The sequence below is a fragment of the Mycoplasmopsis citelli genome, assembly GCF_900660645.1.
In the GTDB taxonomy this organism is placed as follows: Bacteria; Bacillota_I; Bacilli_A; order Mycoplasmatales; family Metamycoplasmataceae; genus Mycoplasmopsis; species Mycoplasmopsis citelli.
Map to the genome: position 1 here is coordinate 59,633 of NZ_LR215036.1, position 19,012 is coordinate 78,644.

The following is a 19,012-nucleotide window of genomic DNA, read 5'->3' on the forward strand; positions in this document are numbered from 1 at the left end:
GCTAAAAAATTAAATTTTAAAAATAAAGCAAGCAACTATAAAAAAGTTGCTTGCTTTTTAATCTTAAAAGCTATTAATCGTTAAAGGGATCTTTTTGATACTTTCTAAGTTCTTCGTTAGTTTTATTAATCATTATTTTTAATTTATCACTTAAATTATTAAGATACTGAGTTCTGAGAGGTTCTTCTAAATATGGAGCATCTGCATCATCATAGTCAGTTACAATTATCTTACTAGTACATTTTTTTATTTTAGGATTATAAAATACTTTTTGGAAAGTTTTTTTCAATGATAAATTTTCAAAATGACTTCGGTAAATACCTTTAAAAGCTTTTTTAACATCTATTAGCTTTCATTTTAAACTTTTAAAAGTTTCAAATTCTCCTTTAGTTGTAAAAATAAAATCTTTTTTGTTCATTGTCATAATATTAAGAGTATCAATCCAAATACCTATAGAACCATCTGGCTTTGGAATTCTTTCAACAAAAAGATTTAAATAATAAGCATCATCTTTGTATACAAAGAGAAGCAAAAGTGCTTGTAATCTTCATTTTAATGGATTATCTTCAGGTGAACCATTTTCTTGGAATTGCTGCTGATTATCTCTGTTTTTTGAATCATTACTTTGAGTTTGGTTAAATACATCTGAAAGTGTTTCGTAATCTTCAATATTGAGTTCATCAACTTTTAGGTATTCATCTTTTTTAAATAACTCATTAAAATCTGAATTGGAAATAATTTTAATGTGTTTGGTATCAACTCAAACTTGCTTTTTAAGTTGATAATCATAAATTTCTTTTTCATAGAGAAATTGTTTGCGGGTATTTTTAATGTTGTAAGTATCTAGAAAATAAATTTTTGTTTCTTCATTAAAAAGTACTAATGGTTTATGTCATTTAAAACCTTTAGGTATTTTTAGTTCTTTTTTGGTAATCATATTTAATAATTATATAAAATAAACATTTTCGAAAGGCATTTATTTGCTCTTTTATTTTTTCATAAAATTGTACTGATATTTTATTTTTATTTAAAATAGTATCAAAACGCTGATAATAAAATATTTTTAAAATAGTAATTTTTATACATTAAAAACCAATTTTAAGTATTATTTTTCACTTTATCAAAACCGTTTTTATAATTTATTTTTACATAAACTAAAAGAAAAAAATAATAAAATTTTTGATAAAAGAGTGCGTTAAAATTGATTTAGTTAGTTTAAAAATAGTATCCATGAAATAACATTAAAGGAATATTTTACTCACTATTAGTAATAATTTTAAGTAAATTGTGATGTGTGGAGACGAAGATCTATTTACAAAAAAGCTTGTTAAAGCACTCATTACAGAGTATATTTTAGATTGATTTTATATAGTTTGGAAGGTCTTTGTAATCTGCGAATTTGATAAAAATATCACCAAATTTTATTTCGTTTATTAAAAAATTTTAATTAAAAATCAACCAAAGGAAGCGATAAATTTACTGGAAATTGAGTTCAAAAATAATTGGGACAAAGTATCAATTAAGAAGAAAAAACTCTTTGAAGATTATAAAAAATACCTTAAAAATAACGGTGAATTTATTACAAAGTACGAAGAAAAATATCATATTGGTTCTCACACAGAAGCATTTATTTCTCATCAAATTAAAAAACACGGAACGAAAAAATTTTCTATTTATGGAATAAATTTTTTTAAAACAATCTTAATTTCTAACCTTAAAGATAATGAAAATTTGATTTTTCTTTAATTAATTTTTGGGAAATTTTAAATGTTAAAATTGCTATTTTCTAAAATTAAATTAATCAAAAATAACGATTTTTTGAAATTTCATTGAATTTACTATTAATTGTCAAAAAATATCTATAAATAAAAAGTGGGCATTTTTTTAATAAAAGATTTTTCAGTTTCAATATACATAGTATATTGGATTTTTTAAAAATTACGTTTTGCATAACAATTTTATGCACATTGAATTTTTTGCATAAAAAATATTTTGATTTTATGACAAAAACAATTACTAAAGTAATTGAATTTATATTTGCTCTGTGCGGTAAGCACTTTTTAAGCACCTTTTCCTGCTTTAAAGCGTGGCGTGCACGCGCGCGTACGCCATAGGGGGCTCAAACCATTATTTTATGCAAGACAAAATTTTATGAAAAAAAGAACAATTTTTTAGATTGTTCTGTTTTGAAGTCGTATAATTAGATTGCTTAAAGAGATGTATGTACGCTCTTACCAACTGAAAATATTTATCTATCCAATTTTTAGGCTTTTTGCAAAATGGCAGATTTTTGCTGACAAAAGTGCGTCACTGTGACGCATAATTCCAATACTATGTATTAGCATGATTAAAAGATGTCTTCGTTTAGAAGAGTTTGCATCCCCTTATCGTGCTTTAAAGCATACTCATGTGCACGCACGAATGATTTGAAGGAGACTTTGCATCATTATGCGTCATCTATTTTTTAGGTTACTATTTTTTGCTTTTGAAATAACTAGATTGTTTAAGAGATTTATTTTTTCTTTCTAACAAATTACATTCAACTATCAGGTATTTATATGTGTTTTATCAACTAAAATTTTTGTATGCTGAATTAATTTTTTCACATTTAATTTCAAAATTAAAAATATTTTTGAACATTATCAGATTTAAAAGAGTAAATTTTACTTTTATTGACATACTCTAAGGGAATATTTTAAAAATAGTGCTATAATTTAAAGCATATAAAAATAACAAACTTACATATTTATATACAATAATATCATTTTATAATTTGGAGATTCAACATGAGATTAAAAAAGAGACTATTTGTATTGTCACTATCTTTAGGTGCAGCTCCTTTAATTGCAGCTGCATGTAATTCAGCACAATACACCGATTTTGAAGGACCAACCCCTCCATCTGGTAAACCTTTAGTAACCAAACCATCACCAACTCCACAAATGGTATCTTCAACAGTTAATTTAAATGGAGAAACTAATAAGCAAGTTAAAACACTTGCTGATGGCGATGAAGTGCAAGCAACTAACTTACTTGACGAAGAACAAAAAGCAGTTTTAAAAAGATTTCAAAAATATGCAGGTTATGCTAGCGTTATCACTAATCCAAATAGTAATATTTTTGCATATTTAGAATTTTTAAGCGATTATTTATCAGTAACTGAAGATTTAGAGACATACTTGTTAAATGTCCATACATTTATGGAATTTTGAACTTATGTAGCAGATTTATCAAAAAAACTTAATAATGTTGCTGTTTTAACTAAAGAACAATATCAATATTACGGACTTGATCGTTTTGTTGCTGAAGAAGCAAAATTAAATAAAGCACTTAAAGCAATTACAGGACTTGAAGAATTTGATTCTCCTGAAACATCAATTTTTGTTGTTGATTCAGAAAAATTAGCAAGCACAAAAGCAAAAGTTGAAGCTCTTAAAAAAGAATCGGAAGAATTTAAAAATCTTTCAGATGATGCAAAATCATTAAAAACAGTAGCTGACGAAGAAGAAAAAAGCTTAGATACTAACGAAAAATTTACAGATAAATCAATTTTTATAATTAACTTAATTGACCTAGCTCACCAGTACAATCAAGTTAGGGAACAAGCAGATTTTGAAGCTCAGCACAGTGAGTTAACCGATGATCAAAAAGGAAATATTATATCACTAAAATTCTATTTAGAATTAACTAAAAATGATCAAGATGGAACTAAAAAAGTCGCTTCACTTAGAAGCTTAATTGCAACAGTTATTAACAAAGATTCCGATAGAAATACTCAAAATTATTCAGTAGAACAAGAAAACAATGATATGAAAGCTGTTAGTGATTTTTACACCTTTATTAATTCTCAAGCTTCATCTATTAATGTGAAAACAACCGCTGAATATAATGCTACACAATTGGGTAAATTTTCTGAAAAATGAAATGCATATAAGGAAGCTCTTAAAAAAGTTTATGATTTAGTGTTCAATTATAACATTAATATTCTTTCGTCATCATATGAAAACAAAAAAACTGTATCGGATTTAACATCTGTAGTTTCAACACATATCAATAAATATGATAAATATAGATTTAATGATTTATTCGTTAATTTAGGAATGAAAGATCTTGCTAATAAAAAACACCAATTAGATGTTTACTATGATCAACTTAAAACCTTAACTTCTTCTACATCAGAAGCAGGAATATATGAATTATTAAGCTCTACAGCCGATTCTGAATATTATGGCGACAATGACGGTTTACAAAAAACAATGGCTTTCTTAATTATTAGTAACCTTAAGAGATTTGACGAATTGTACCAAACATTTTCAAACACAGTTATGAAACTCGATACATTAAATACATTAGCTGAAAAACTTCTTCCTTTTGTAAGTGATCGCAACGGAGAAACAAACGCCGCTAAATTAAATGAAGAATTTGGTAAAAACTTTACTGTTGCTCCTTTTGATCAAACTAAATTAACTAAAGATCTTAGCGATATTAAAACCTTGTATGCTAAATCGGAAGAATTATATAATCAGTTAAAAGCAGCTGATTCACTTGAAAAATTAACTGCTTTTGAAACTAGCTTTAATGACGCAACCAATGGGTTTAACGCAACTAAAAAAGCATACGATGAAGCCTTAAAAGACTTGCAAGATTCACAACAAAACGCTAGAAAACAAGTAGTAATTAATAATAAAAATACTTTTGAGCAACAGTCGGAAGAATTCCTTGATTTAGAAGCTGAAAATTCAGGAATTAGCGATCCTAAAGTTGTTAAAGCTCAAAAAGCAACCAATGTATTAAGATATGTTCTTAAAGCTTTATATGACAATAAAGATATCAATACAGATGATGATAGCAATAGAAAAGCTCAAGAAACTCTTGCTAGAGCATACGTTAATGTTGTTGGGCCTGCACTTTCTACAGAATTACAACCTAAAGATAAATTAGGATATGATCTCCTTATTACTTTAAAAACTGATATTGACCGAATTTGATTTTACTCAGAAACATTAAGAGTAAGATGAACTCAAGCTTACACTGCATATCAAAATGCTCTTAAAGCTTATAAAGACTCAGTGGCAGCAAATTCACAAAATTAGTTTATTTTCACAAAATTCAAGCTAAAAAATCAGATTTATTCTGATTTTTTATTTAAACTTTTTAGTGGAAAATTTTAAATTTCTAGTATAATAATCTAGCAAGCAAAAAGTGGTTCTTTTTGGCACCATAGCCAAACGGCCAAGGCACGAGTCTGCAAAACTCTGATTACGGGTTCGAGTCCCGTTGGTGCCTCCATAGTTATGCGTCCGTAGCTCAACTGGACAGAGTGTTAGGTTACGGCCCTAAAGGTTGCGGGTTCGACTCCTGCCGGGCGCGCCATATCATTTGAAAAAAATGAAATTAAAAAATCGCATTTTAATTAAGTGCGATTTTTCTTTTATTTATTTTATTACCCGACGATACACTAGTTTTGGAAGCGAATCTTGAGAGCTGGTTTTAATTCGTAATACCCGACGATAGATAAATCCAATAATTGGAGCTATTAAAAAGGCCATCAAAAATAAAATAAGGTTAAAAATAACTACTAAATAAGTGTTTTGTCCTTCATACCCTAACGGACGATAAAAGGATACTTGGGAATAAATTACAATTCCTCGATTTATCTCAGGCTCATCAGCTTTACTAAAAGCTGCATAATATTTATATCCAATAAAATAAATAGCCATTGTAAAGAAATAATATAAAATCGGTAAAATAAATAATGCTCAAATGTGAATGGTATCAATTTTAAGCTCTTGACGTACTAAAGTAATTAGTACCATTCCTATTAGAGGAGTAACTGCATGATAAATAATTGATTTAATAATGTAAAAAATACTTAATTTAGTAAATTGTTCTGGATTAACTGCAACACTTAGTCAATACATTGAAAAAGTTACTGTAATATATACAATAGCAGCAAAAAACATAATTTAAGCTTTTTTTGAATCTTTATAAAAGGGGTACACCGCCAATGAAATAGCTAAATAGCTATTAGTCATAAAGGTGAATCAATATGTTGATCCCCCTCAAAAGTCTTTAACTGCATTTGGATAAATTAAATTTTCTTGTTCAGGAGTTAAAATGTTATTATACCCATCTAAAACTTGTTTAACTTTAGAAAAAATTTCTAAATTGGTAATTGAAACATAATGCCATTCAACCAAGGTTAAACTTAAAATAGTTAAAATCAGCATTACTCCAATGGTGTAAACAATCCAATCAAGCACATTAAATTTTCGATATTTATTAATAATTTCTTCAACACTTTTATGCATAGTAATATAAAAATTATATAAAAAAACGCTCAAGCGTTTTTTAAATGATCAAGAATATTTTGAAATGGTGCCCAAGACAGGATTTGAACCTGCACGGATTGCTCCACTAGATCCTTAGTCTAGCGTGTCTGCCAATTTCACCACTCGGGCGTTGTTGCTTACTAATTATATTACAAATTTGTCAAAGAACAATCAATTTCTTAAAATAATAATGATCCTGTAATTATTTAATATTTGCACTTTAAAAAAATCCAAAAAATATTTTCGAAAAAAATTTTTCTATGTATAATTAAAAAGCTACAATAGCAAAAAGTTCTTTGAAAACTAGATATATAACAATACATGACAGTCAATTTTTTCGAGAGTTTGATCCTGGCTCAGGATGAACGCTGGCTGTGTGCCTAATACATGCATGTCGAGCGGAGTTTATTTATAAACTTAGCGGCGAATGGGTGAGTAACACGTACTTAACGTACCCTTTAGATTGGAATAACGCTGAGAAATTAGCGCTAATGCCGGATATTTATTACCAACGCATGTTGGTAATATCAAAGAAGCGTTTGCTTCACTAAAGGATCGGGGTGCGGAACATTAGCTAGTTGGTAAGGTAAAAGCTTACCAAGGCGATGATGTTTAGCGGGGTTGAGAGACTGAACCGCCACACTGGGACTGAGATACGGCCCAGACTCCTACGGGAGGCAGCAGTAGGGAATTTTCCACAATGAGCGAAAGCTTGATGGAGCGACACAGCGTGCAGGAGGACGGCCTTCGGGTTGTAAACTGCTGTTATAAGGGAAGAAAAAGTAGTGTAGGAAATGACATTACCTTGACGGTACCTTGTCAGAAAGCAACGGCTAACTATGTGCCAGCAGCCGCGGTAATACATAGGTTGCAAGCGTTATCCGGAATTATTGGGCGTAAAGCGTCTGTAGGTTGTTTATTAAGTCTGGCGTCAAAACTTGGGGCTCAACCCCAAATCGCGTTGGATACTGATAAACTAGAGTTATTTAGAGGTTAATGGAATTCCTTGTGAAGCGGTGGAATGCGTAGATATAAGGAAGAACACCAACATGGCGAAGGCAATTAACTGGGAATACACTGACACTGAGAGACGAAAGCGTGGGGAGCAAACAGGATTAGATACCCTGGTAGTCCACGCCGTAAACGATGATGATTAGCTGATGGACACCATCGGCGCAGCTAACGCATTAAATCATCCGCCTGAGTAGTATGCTCGCAAGAGTGAAACTTAAAGGAATTGACGGGGATCCGCACAAGCGGTGGAGCATGTGGTTTAATTTGAAGATACGCGTAGAACCTTACCCACTCTTGACATCTTCTGCAAAGCTATAGAGATATAGTGGAGGTTAACAGAATGACAGATGGTGCATGGTTGTCGTCAGCTCGTGTCGTGAGATGTTCGGTTAAGTCCTGCAACGAGCGCAACCCTTGTCCTTAGTTAAATGTTCTAAGGAGACTGCCTAGGTAACTGGGAGGAAGGTGGGGACGACGTCAAATCATCATGCCTCTTACGAGTGGGGCAACACACGTGCTACAATGGATAGTACAAAGAGAAGCAAGATGGCAACATGGAGCAAATCTCAAAAAACTATTCTCAGTTCGGATTGAAGTCTGCAACTCGACTTCATGAAGTCGGAATCGCTAGTAATCGTAGATCAGCTACGCTACGGTGAATACGTTCTCGGGTCTTGTACACACCGCCCGTCAAACCACGGGAGCTGGTAATGCCCGAAGTCGGTTTTGTTAACTACGGAAACAACCGCCTAAGGCAGGACTGGTGACTGGGGTTAAGTCGTAACAAGGTATCCCTACGAGAACGTGGGGATGGATCACCTCCTTTCTACGGAGTACATAAAAACATCTAAATTAGATGTTTAATTTACCTTAAAGACTATTTTAAAAATCAGTTATGTAGCTTGTTGAATAGTCCAAGTGATATATATCTAGTTTTGAGAGAACTTTAATCTCTCAAATATGTTCTTTGAAAACTGAATAGTAAAGATATTTAATTAATATAACAACGACATCAAATAAAACAATTAGTCAATTTGTTTTGTGATACCGAGTTATAAATTATTAGTAATAATAGTTTATTAAAATGTCTTTGAATACATCAACAATAGGAAAATACATAACTTTTAAATAAGTAAGAGTTTGTGGTGGATGCCTTGGGTCTGGAAGTCGATGAAGGACGTGATTACCTGCGAAAAGCCTCGTGGAGCTGGATATACGCTACGATACGGGGATGTCCGAATGGGGAAACCTAGTTAGAGGAAAGTCTAACTGCTTAGCGATGAATCTATAGTCGCTATAGACGAGAGACGTTGTGAACTGAAACATCTTAGTAGCAACAGGAAAAGAAAATAAATAATGATTCCATCAGTAGCGGCGAGCGAAAGTGGAACAGCCCAAACCAACATATGTTGGGGTTGTAGGACTATCTACATGAAGTTACAAAATTTTGTTATAGCAAAATTAGTTGGGAAACTAAAGCATAGAGGGTGATACTCCCGTATGCGAAATGGCAAAATCTTCTGATAGCATCCTGAGTAGGGCGGGGCACGTGAAACCCTGTCTGAACCAGCCGGGACCATCCGGTAAGGCTAAATACTAACCAGACACCGATAGTGAACTAGTACCGTGAGGGAAAGGTGAAAAGAACCCCGGGAGGGGAGTGAAAGAGATTCTGAAACCACTTACTTACAATTAGTCAGAGCCCGTTAATGGGTGATGGCGTACATCTTGCAGTATGGACCGGCGAGTTATGTTATCATGCGAGGTTAAGTGGAAAAAAGCGGAGCCGTAGAGAAATCGAGTCTAAATAGGGCGACATTAGTATGATGACATATACCCGAAACCAGGTGATCTATTCATGAGCAGACTGAAGCTTGGTTAATCCCAAGTGGAGGGTCGAACCGTAGTACGCTGAAAAGTGCCCGGATGACTTGTGAATAGCGGAGAAATTCCAATCGAACTTGGAGATAGCTGGTTCTCCTCGAAATAGCTTTAGGGCTAGCGTGTGATGTTAAACTTTGGTGGTAGAGCACTGAATATGGAATGGCCGCGCCTAGCGGTACTGACTATAATCAAACTCCGAATACCATTGTGTATTATCATGCAGTCGGAACCGGGGTGCTAACGTCCCGGCTCGCGAGGGCAACAACCCAGATCGTCGGCTAAGGTCCCAAAATTGTGTTAAGTCAGAAAGGTTGTGGGGTTTCATAAACAACTAGGAGGTTGGCTTAGAAGCAGCCATCCTTTAAAGAGTGCGTAATAGCTCACTAGTCAAGAGACCCTGCGCCAATAATGTAACGGGAGTAAACACAATACCGAAGCCACGGGTACATTTATGTACGTTAGAGGAGCGTTCTAAACGCAGTGAAGTCAGATCGTGAGAACTGGTGGAGCATTTAGAAGTGAGAATGCCGGTATGAGTAACGATTTGTAGTGAGAATCTACAACGCCTATTGGGAAAGGTTTCCTGGGCAAGGTTCGTCCACCCAGGGTTAGTCAGGACCTAAGGAGAGGCTGAAAAGCGTATCCGATGGACAACAGGTTAATATTCCTGTACTATCAATAATAAGTGATGGAGTAACGGAGAAGGATAGCACTACCTATTAATGGATTTAGGGGTAAGCTTTTACTGGTGAACATAGTTAAATGCGTGTTCTATAACTGGGAGAAGCGATGCATAGGCTTTAATGTCAAATTGTGTGATTTCATGCTTCCAAGAAAAGCTTCTAAGCGTTATAACATTATTGGTACCTGTACCAAGAACGGACACACGTTCCCAAGATGAGTATTCTAAGGCGAGCGAGAAAACTAGTGTTAAGGAACTCTGCAAAATGACCCCGTAAGTTCGCAAGAAGGGGTGCCTATATTCATAGGCCACAGTAAATTGTGAGGGGCAACTGTTTATCAAAAACACAGCTCTCTGCTAAACCGCAAGGTGAAGTATAGGGGGTGAAGCCTGCCCAGTGCCCGAAGGTTAAGCGGATGCGTTAGCTTATTAGCGAAGCGTTGAAGTGAAGCCCGGGTGAACGGCGGCCGTAACTATAACGGTCCTAAGGTAGCGAAATTCCTTGTCGGCTAAATACTGACCTGCACGAAAGGCGCAATGATCTCTCAACTGTCTCAACACTAGACTCGGTGAAATTATGGTCCCAGTGAAAACGCTGGGTACCCGCATCAAGACGAAAAGACCCCATGGAGCTTTACTACAACTTCGTATTGGAACTTGGCCTAACATGTGTAGGATAGGTGGGAGACGGTGAGATTAAGGCGCTAGCCTTGATGGAGTCATCCTTGAAATACCACCCTTGGTATGTTGAGTTTCTAACCTGCTACCTTTATCAGGTAGGGGGACAGTGCGTGGTGGGTAGTTTGACTGGGGCGGTCGCCTCCTAAAAGGTAACGGAGGCGTTCAAAGGTACACTCAATATGGTCAGAAACCATATGTAGAGCGCAAAGGTAGAAGTGTGCTTGACTGCGAGACCTACAAGTCGAGCAGGTGCGAAAGCAGGACTTAGTGATCCGGCTGTATGTTATGGAACAGCAGTCGCTCAACGGATAAAAGTTACCCTGGGGATAACAGGCTTATCTTGCCCAAGAGATCACATCGACGGCAAGGTTTGGCACCTCGATGTCGGCTCATCGCATCCTGGAGCTGGAGTTGGTTCCAAGGGTTTGGCTGTTCGCCAATTAAAGCGGTACGCGAGCTGGGTTCAGAACGTCGTGAGACAGTTCGGTCCCTATCTGATGTGGGCGTTGGAATATTGATGAGAGCTGCTCTTAGTACGAGAGGACCGGAGTGGACGTACCGCTGGTGTTCCAGTTGTTTTGCCAAAAGCATAGCTGGGTAGCTAAGTACGGAAAGGATAACCGCTGAAAGCATCTAAGTGGGAAGCCTCCTCAAAGATAAGTATTCCCTTGAAATTCCTTATAGACTATGAGGTTGATAGGATGGAAGTGTAAGTGTAGTAATACATTCAGCTGACCATTACTAATAAATTGATCGGTTTAAAAGTTAAGATGTATTCAAAACATTTTAATAAATTATTATTTTAGAAATTACTATTCAGTTTTCAGAGAGCGTAGTAGTACCGCTAAGGTACTTTTTTTATGCTTTTGTAAGCTATTTTCTAGCTCTTATTATCATATTTTTAATCAAAAACCAAGCAATTATAAAATTTTTTAATAATTAAAAAATATTTTATGAATTTTTAACCTAAAAAACCAAAATTCCAAAAATCAAAATAATTAATAAGCACAATTTTAGTAGCTTTTAGAATTTTTTATTCATTTATTTAGTTTAAAAGCAATCTTTTTAATATTTTTTTGGCTTAAAAAACATCTTTGCTAATGCTTTATAATATAAAACTATGAAGATCAAACGAAATAAATTGTTAAAAAATTTATTGATTTTAAGTTCACCTGTTGCTTTAGTATCAACTTCAGCTTCATGTGAAAATATTAAATCCACCAACCCTGATATCCACCAACTAGAAAATAAAACTAATCAACAACCACCAAAAAATTCTGAAGTTAATAATCCTTCAGGTACATCTTCATCATCTGAACCCAATAAAGAATCTTTATCGGGTCAAAATATAGATCCACAGCAAGATCCACAGCAAGATCCACAGCAAGATCCACAGCAAGATCCACAGCAATCAAAAGAAAATGAATCTTCTACTCAATCACCTGAAGGTAATGAAAACCCACAACCACAAATAGAAGATAATAAAAATACTGGTAGTTCACAACAAACTTCGAAAGAGACATCAGATGATCCAAAGCAAGAAGAAACTTCTGGAGAAAAATCAGAAAATAATCCTGATCAAGAAGATCAATCTGATAAGAGTGGTGAAGAAACTAAAAAACAAGATCAAAAAAATGAAATTACAAACAATTCAGATCAATCTGATCAAAGTAATTTAGACACTATTACACAAAATTCAGAATCTCAAGATGAGAATAGTGATAAAGAAGAATCTGCTCATGTTTCTCCATCAGCTAAAGATAATCAACAGCAAAGTGGTATTTCTCAACAGGAATCAAGCACAGAACAGCACCAAACTGATAAAGATAATAATAAATCTAAAACAGAAACAGTAACTCTTGGAGAAAGTGAGCAAAAACAAAAGAAACAAGATGAATCAACTAAAGCTCCAAAACAGGAAGCTTCTGCTCAATCACATACACAAGATGATACTCAACAAACATCAAAAGATGGTCAAAGTGCTTCAACTAGACAACAAAGCATTCAAGCTCAAGACACCCCTCAAGCTTTGCCACAAAAAGGAGATTCTCAATCTAGCACTTTAGAACAAGAACATTCAGAAAATCAATTAGGAGATAATCAACATCAAACTAATGAAGTTGCTAAAGCACCATTAGAAACTCAAACAGATCAGCAAAATACCGAAGAAGAATCAACTAAAACTCAAGAAGGTAGTTCTAAACCTGAATCTGGTAAAACAATTGTTCAAAATTCATCAGATTCAGAAACACCATCTTCACAAAGTGGTGAGCATCCAGATCAAACAACTTTAGTTTCTCAACCACAAAGTGAATCTGAAGGAAATTCTGAATCTCCAAGAGCAAAAACTTCAAATAGTGTAGAAAATAAATCAACTTCTGTTACTGTTCAAAATGAAGATTCTTCAGCTCAAAGAACACCATTGACTCCTCCAAGTCAAGATCAACACACAGATTCTGAAGGAGATAGTCCTGCTTCAAAAACTCCAAAAACAAAATCTGCAGATACATCTGATAATTTAAACCAAACCCAAGAACAAAATTCCAATTATGAAGTTGCCTTAACAAGTAGTATAGAAGAACTAAAAAAATTCTTAGAAACAGAATACAATAATGTTAATAAACCTAAAAAAGGTAAAAAAGGAAAGAATAATCCTTCTAATTCTAAAAAACGTTTACCAATCGAAAAAGTTCAACATTACAAAGGGTTTAAAAACAAAAACGATGATTGAGGATTTGGATTTGCTGGCTATGGCTCAAACGGAAATAAAAATAAAATTTTCTTTCTAAAAAAAGAATATGCAGAAAAAATTCAATACGAAATGGACAAACAAACTGAATTAATTCCAGCGACATACGATTTAAGTAGCGGAATTTTAACTTTAACAGTTACTCTTAAAGAAGGAAAAAGTGAAACTTTAACTATTAATTTAAATCAAAGACCAAGTACTCCAAAATAATATTTAATAAAATTCAAAATCATCAAAATTATTGATGATTTTTTTGTTTTAGTATTGCTTTATTATTACATTTTTATACTTTAATTTAGTTATATTAATTAATTTTTTTATTTAACTATAATCAATAAAAATATAAAAAATCTGTATAATATTTAAATATATGAAAAAGAATGCATTATTTAAAAAATTACTTATTTTATTAACACCTCTTGGTGTTTTTGGAATGGCAGCATCATGCTCAAGTGGTTTAAGCTATGGATATGGAAGTTCTTTATCAGCTAAAGAAAATCAGCTAAATGAAGATGTAAAAGTTACTAGCGATAAAACTATTAAGGAAAGTCTTTCAGATTCAGAAGGTCCAAAAGAAGGAGAAGGAAATCCACCTGCAACAAATCCAGAAAATCCTACTCCTAAACCTGATGAACAACCAACTCCAGCTCCTGAAAAATCTAATTTAAAATCTTTTTCAGGCATAATTAGTTTAATTCCTTCGACCCCTGCTCCTAAAAAAACAGCAGATAATTCAATTCCAAACTTTTCTGCAGCATATTTCCCAGGATTTGGAGCTATTCCTTCAAATTTTGATAAAGTTAAAGCTGAAATAGAAAAAAAAGAGAAAGAACAAAAAGAACTTGGAGACCCAAATTCTGTAGCTGGATTTGACCATCTATTCCCACAACTTCCTTGATCATCTTTTAATTTCGATGATTTTGATGCTACCTCAACTACTTCAGAAAAACAATAATTAATCTTTGTTTAAAGATTCTCAAAAATGTACATTTTTAAAATTTAAAAACAGAAAAATTTTTAAGAATTTTTCTGTTTTTTGTATTTAAAATAAAAAGTTAATTTTTGAAAGGACTTTGGTTATTAATTAAACTTAAAAAGATTTTGCTTCAATATAAAAATGCAATAACCATAGCACATGATTCTTCTTTGGTATTTTCAATTTGTAAATTCATTCAAAAAATATCTGGATTCATCGATTCGCTGTAGTTAAAAAGTGTTTTTTGTGATGTTTTTTGAATATCGTTTAAAGTTAATAAATCAAAATCACTTAAATTATCAATATTATTAATATCAGAAGTAAATTGGAAATCATAATTAGGATAACTAATTTCAAAATTTATTAGTGCCTTAGTATTATTGATATTTCCATTAATAATACATTGAGCAATAAAAGCACAATCATCAGTAAAATTTAAATAGTCAAATCAACAGTTTAAACCTAAATTAATAGTATTAAACTCATAAGCAAAAAGCTTCGAAAAAATTTCAGTTTCTTTAAAATTTGAAATAAAAGTAATAGTTTTAAATTGACCAAAATGAACAAAAGAAGCAAATTTAAATGCATCATTAGTTTGTCAATTATTTCCAATAAAGCGTTTTAAAATTTTACAATATCCACGAACAAATTTTTTAATATTTATTCCTTGAGTTGCAATTAAAAAGAGCGTTAAATCTGAAAAAGCAACAAATTTATCGTGAATATCATCAGCTGTAAAGAAAATATTTTTCTCATTTAATTGAGTATAAAAATCATTTAAAGATAATTTAAATTTTCCAATATAAAAAAGATTATTTTTAAGAATCTTTTCATCAATATTTTTACTTAAAAAGCTTCTTGTAATTTGAAAATAATTATTAATTTGATTGCTATTTCCAAAATAATCAGTAAAAATAAAAGCACTTTTATTATCTTTGAGACTCTGTAAATACTTAAGTTTTTCAATTAGCAAGCTACCTACATCGCTAGAGTTAATAAAAATGCACTTAATTTTATATTCCTCATATGGATCAAAAGCACTTAAAACAAAATTTTTGATAGCTAAAAATTCTAGCTCTACTTGAGTATTTGTAAAAATAACCAAAGAGTTATATTCTTTGTTATAAAAATAATTAACCAATTTAATTATTTTTTCTACTCCCGAAATATGAAAGTTTTCAGCAATATCTGAGAAAGATAAATACTCAGAATTTTCAAATTTTAACGAATTGATTTGTTTTAAAATTTTTTGATATAGTTCATTGTTAGCAAAATTAATACTTTCTTTATTTTTGCTTACAAAAGTAACATTAGAACGCCTAAGTTTAGGTATTTCCATTAATATCCTCTAAAGTATAATTTAATAAATTATCAAATCCATTTTTAGTTTCCTCCAAAGCAAAACTAAACGGATTAACACAATAATTAGGGTGATTCATTATAAATGAACCAGTTCCATTTTTAGTTTTATGATTATAAAAAGTAATGTAAAAATTAATAAAATCATTTACCTTAAAGATATTTTTAATTTTTACATTTGGATGATTGGTAATTTGATCTGCTTTAATTGTGTAAATTTCACCTTTTGCAGTTGAAACTTTAATTATTAAATCAGTTACTTTAATAACTCGCCCTTTTCCAATTAAGTAATTTCGTTTGTTCATATCTTAATTATATTTTGTTTTTCGGGAGCATTTTAAAATTCTTTTTAAGCATCTTTTTTGTTTATTGACATAAAAAATCTGCTTAAAAGTTAAAATTTTTCTCTATATAATTAGGCACGAAAATTAAAAAATAATTTATAATTTACTTATACTTATTTAACCAATTTAACAAAAGATACACTACTAAACATTCAAGGAGTGTAAAGGAGATTTAATATATGAAACGTTTACAATGTTTATATAAACCAACAAATAATAGAGAATACCCTTGAGCATTAAAACACCCTAAAGTATCACAACCACTTGCACTTTTTAAAACTCGTAAAGATGCAATGAATTGATTTTTAGCTAAAGAATTGGAATGTGCTACTTGATTCCAAACTGAAGAAAAAATTTGAGGTGGACTTGTTTTAGCAGAAAAAGTAGGAAATGATTTTGAATATGAGCTTAATGTAGATAAATTTGACGGTGGATTAGATTATGAAAAAACCGCTGATGAATTAAATATTTTTACAACATCAGGTCTTAGAGATAAACGAACTGCTGTTGCTCAACTTAGATATTTAACTGATTTTAAACCAGTTTATAAAGATATGGAAAACATTGAACCCTACTTTCCTAAAGATGATGATTTTGTAGCTCCTAAAAAATCTAAAAAAGACTTAGAAATTGAATCATTACGTAAACAAATTGAAGAATTATTACTTGAAATTTCAAGAAAAAGCGATAGATATTCACACGAAATTGAAGCATTGATGCTTAGATTAAACGATGAAAAATCAGATAAATCACAATTACTTAGAGAAATCCAAGATTTAAAACAACGTAGTGAAACTGTCGAAACTCCAGTAGTTGAAACAGAAAAAGTTGTGGTTAAAGAAATCATTAAAGAAGTCCCTGTTGAAGTTGAAAAAATCATTTACAAAGAAGCTCAATGCGATGGAATGCAAAAAACTGTTAGATTTGCACACATTGAAACCCTTGAATTAAGAAGACAAGTTGAAGTTTTGGCTCTATATGCTCACAAATTACAATTAATTAATGATCAAATTAAAGAAGTACAACAAATTTCTGAGCATGAATTTTACGAAATTAAAGCTAACTATGTTCCTGTCATTACATACGCTCTAGATTTAGAAGAAAAATTAATTGACCAATCAAGAAACACTAAATTAATGTTTAAAATTGCTTCTGAAATCATTAATAAAGAAATTGATGTTTTACTTGCAAACCTTAAACCAAATAAAGATGTTGAATATTCTTTAGAAAACGCAATTTATGTTCATGATTTTGATGAAAAAACAACTCTTACTTTACAACAATCACTTTCATTTGTTGAATTTAAAGATATGCAAGTTGCCTTTGTTTCAAAAGAAGATTATAAACATGCAGTACTTGTGCATGAAAGTTATGAACATGATAAATGACTTGTACTTTTAGAAACCTTTAAAGAAGGTAAAAAAGGACCTGGAGCTCAAGTAAGATCAATTAACAAATTTGGTCTTGCTTTAATGGTTTTAGGATACGTTTCATTATTTGTTATCTTACTTATTCTTGCACTTGTGGCATCACAATAATATCCAAAAAACACCAAATTTTGATATGAACCCCAAAAGTTAGACAAAAAATTATTGAAGGAACTTAGTTCTGTATTGGACAGGGCTAAGTCCTTTTAATCTAACTTTAATTCTTTTGTTATTGTAGTAATCAATGTAATTGATAATAGCTTTTTCTAATTGTTCAAGCGATTTAAAAGTATGTTCCTTGCCATAAAACATTTCTGTTTTTAAAACTCCAAAAAATGATTCCATCATCCCATTATCTGGACTATTACCTTTTCGGGACATTGAAGCTTTTATCTCTTTAGAATTTAAAAATTTGTGATAACTATTATGTTGATATTGTCAACCTTGATCACTGTGTAAAATTGTTCCACTATATTTAGCTTTTGTGAAAGCCTTTTTAAGCATTTTTTCAACTTGCAATAAATTTGGGGAGCGAGATATAGTAAAACTGATAATTTCGCTATTATAACCATCTAAAATAGCTGACAAATAAAGTTTTTGAGAATGACTAGGTAAAGCAAATTCAGTAATGTCAGTGTAACATTTTTGCAATGGTTTTTTAGAATAAAAATCTCGATTAATAAGGTTTGGAGCTTTTTTGCCCACTTCGCCTTTGTATGATTTATATTTTTTACGCTTACGATTTCCGCCAATTAAATTTAGCAAATTCATAAGTCTTTTTACTTTTTTATGATTTACCAAATATCCACGATTTTTGAGTTCTAAAGTAATACGACGATATCCATAACTGCCTCTATGTTCATTATATATAGATATAATTTCGTCTTTAAAATTTTTATTTTTATCAGCTGAATTGATTTTTTTAAGATGATAATAATAAGTTGAACGTGATAGTTGAGCAATTTTTAATAAAATTTTTAATGAGAATCCTTCGTCGACCATTTCTTTAACTTTTTGGCTTTTATATTCTGTAAGTCTTTTTGATCCAACGGGATCCCTTTTAACTTTTTTAGGAAAATCACCTCAGTTCTAAGATATTCGTTCTCTTTTTCAAGTCGTTCAAGTGGTGTTAATTTTTCTCAAGTTTTCTTTGGTTTACGTCCCATTTTTGATGGCCTTCCTTTTTTCTTTTCAACAATAGTATACCCATTTTTCTTGTATTGAATAATTCAATTTGAAAGAATCCCTCAATTAGGTAATCCACATTGAAGTGAAATTTCTCTTGTAGAATGTCCTCTAAGAAGAACTTGATTAATCATTTCTAATTTTAGTTGTGGAGAATAATATTGATTTTTAGTCTTTTTAACAATTTCAATCCCGTGAAGATTTATCAGTGCGACAATATAATTTATAATTGCACGATTTACTCTAAATTTTATTGTTAAAGATTTTTCAGTAAATTCTTTTTTACGTAATTGATATATTTTGATTTTGTCTTCGTAACTTAATTTCATAAAAATGAACCCCTTAATTTTGGATTTTATTGTCCAACTTTAGGGGTTCA

General features: G+C 31.6%; 10 protein-coding genes, 3 tRNA genes and 2 rRNA genes. 8 read left to right on the forward strand and 7 right to left on the reverse strand.

The window, feature by feature from the left end; translation table 4 throughout:
- Positions 1-73: 73 nt before the first annotated feature.
- The gene (locus tag EXC58_RS00230) at positions 74-937 is read right to left on the reverse strand and encodes a hypothetical protein (protein ID WP_129725067.1); all 864 of its coding nucleotides are present in this window, start codon (positions 935-937) and stop codon (positions 74-76) included.
- A gap of 1,849 nt (positions 938-2,786) precedes the next feature.
- On the opposite strand from EXC58_RS00230, the gene EXC58_RS00235 reads away from it, so the two are divergent.
- From EXC58_RS00235 to EXC58_RS00245, 3 genes are all read left to right on the forward strand, one after another.
- Complete coding sequence (locus tag EXC58_RS00235; protein ID WP_129725068.1) at positions 2,787-5,093, forward strand: hypothetical protein; 2,307 nt, start codon at positions 2,787-2,789, stop codon at positions 5,091-5,093.
- A 121-nt stretch (positions 5,094-5,214) separates the two neighbouring features.
- A tRNA-Cys gene (locus EXC58_RS00240) sits at positions 5,215-5,289 on the forward strand.
- Between the two features lie 7 nt (positions 5,290-5,296).
- Positions 5,297-5,373: transfer RNA gene (locus EXC58_RS00245), tRNA-Arg, on the forward strand.
- A 62-nt stretch (positions 5,374-5,435) separates the two neighbouring features.
- Here the strand turns inward: EXC58_RS00245 and EXC58_RS00250 are convergent.
- The 3 genes from EXC58_RS00250 to EXC58_RS00260 form a co-directional block, all read right to left on the reverse strand.
- On the reverse strand, positions 5,436-5,963 hold the full coding sequence (locus tag EXC58_RS00250) for an MAGa3780 family membrane protein (protein ID WP_129725069.1): 528 nt from the start codon (positions 5,961-5,963) through the stop codon (positions 5,436-5,438).
- 3 nt (positions 5,964-5,966) lie between these two features.
- A complete protein-coding gene (locus EXC58_RS00255) occupies positions 5,967-6,311 on the reverse strand; it encodes a hypothetical protein (RefSeq protein WP_129725070.1) in 345 nt (114 codons plus the stop codon).
- A 65-nt stretch (positions 6,312-6,376) separates the two neighbouring features.
- Positions 6,377-6,461 (reverse strand) — tRNA-Leu (locus tag EXC58_RS00260).
- A gap of 204 nt (positions 6,462-6,665) precedes the next feature.
- Between EXC58_RS00260 and EXC58_RS00265 the strand changes: the two genes are divergently transcribed.
- The 4 genes from EXC58_RS00265 to EXC58_RS00280 all read left to right on the forward strand — a co-directional run bounded on the left by EXC58_RS00265 (position 6,666) and on the right by EXC58_RS00280 (position 14,297).
- A 16S ribosomal RNA gene (locus tag EXC58_RS00265) occupies positions 6,666-8,172 on the forward strand.
- Positions 8,173-8,468: 296 nt separating this feature from the next.
- Positions 8,469-11,359, forward strand: a 23S ribosomal RNA gene (locus tag EXC58_RS00270).
- Together the 16S and 23S rRNA genes form the textbook arrangement of a ribosomal RNA operon.
- 354 nt (positions 11,360-11,713) lie before the next feature.
- A complete protein-coding gene (locus EXC58_RS00275; protein ID WP_129725071.1) occupies positions 11,714-13,552 on the forward strand; it encodes a midas domain-containing protein in 1,839 nt (612 codons plus the stop codon).
- Between the two features lie 160 nt (positions 13,553-13,712).
- A complete protein-coding gene (locus tag EXC58_RS00280; protein WP_129725072.1) occupies positions 13,713-14,297 on the forward strand; it encodes a hypothetical protein in 585 nt (194 codons plus the stop codon).
- A gap of 100 nt (positions 14,298-14,397) precedes the next feature.
- Here EXC58_RS00280 and EXC58_RS00285 read toward each other — a convergent pair whose 3' ends face one another.
- Positions 14,398-15,657: a hypothetical protein gene (locus tag EXC58_RS00285; protein WP_129725073.1), complete on the reverse strand. Its 1,260-nt coding sequence runs from the start codon at positions 15,655-15,657 to the stop codon at positions 14,398-14,400.
- Positions 15,644-15,982: a hypothetical protein gene (locus EXC58_RS00290; RefSeq protein WP_129725074.1), complete on the reverse strand. Its 339-nt coding sequence runs from the start codon at positions 15,980-15,982 to the stop codon at positions 15,644-15,646. The genes EXC58_RS00285 and EXC58_RS00290 overlap by 14 nt, the downstream gene beginning before the upstream one ends.
- A 218-nt stretch (positions 15,983-16,200) precedes the next feature.
- Here EXC58_RS00290 and EXC58_RS00295 point away from each other — a divergent pair, with 218 nt between their 5' ends.
- Positions 16,201-17,559: an MAG3090 family protein gene (locus tag EXC58_RS00295; RefSeq protein ID WP_129725075.1), complete on the forward strand. Its 1,359-nt coding sequence runs from the start codon at positions 16,201-16,203 to the stop codon at positions 17,557-17,559.
- A gap of 51 nt (positions 17,560-17,610) precedes the next feature.
- Here EXC58_RS00295 and EXC58_RS00300 read toward each other — a convergent pair.
- A protein-coding gene (locus EXC58_RS00300; RefSeq protein ID WP_129725076.1) for an IS3 family transposase occupies positions 17,611-18,962 on the reverse strand; the annotation gives its coding sequence in 2 pieces (ribosomal slippage) (positions 17,611-18,521 and positions 18,521-18,962; 1,353 coding nt in all).
- Positions 18,963-19,012 lie beyond the last annotated feature (50 nt).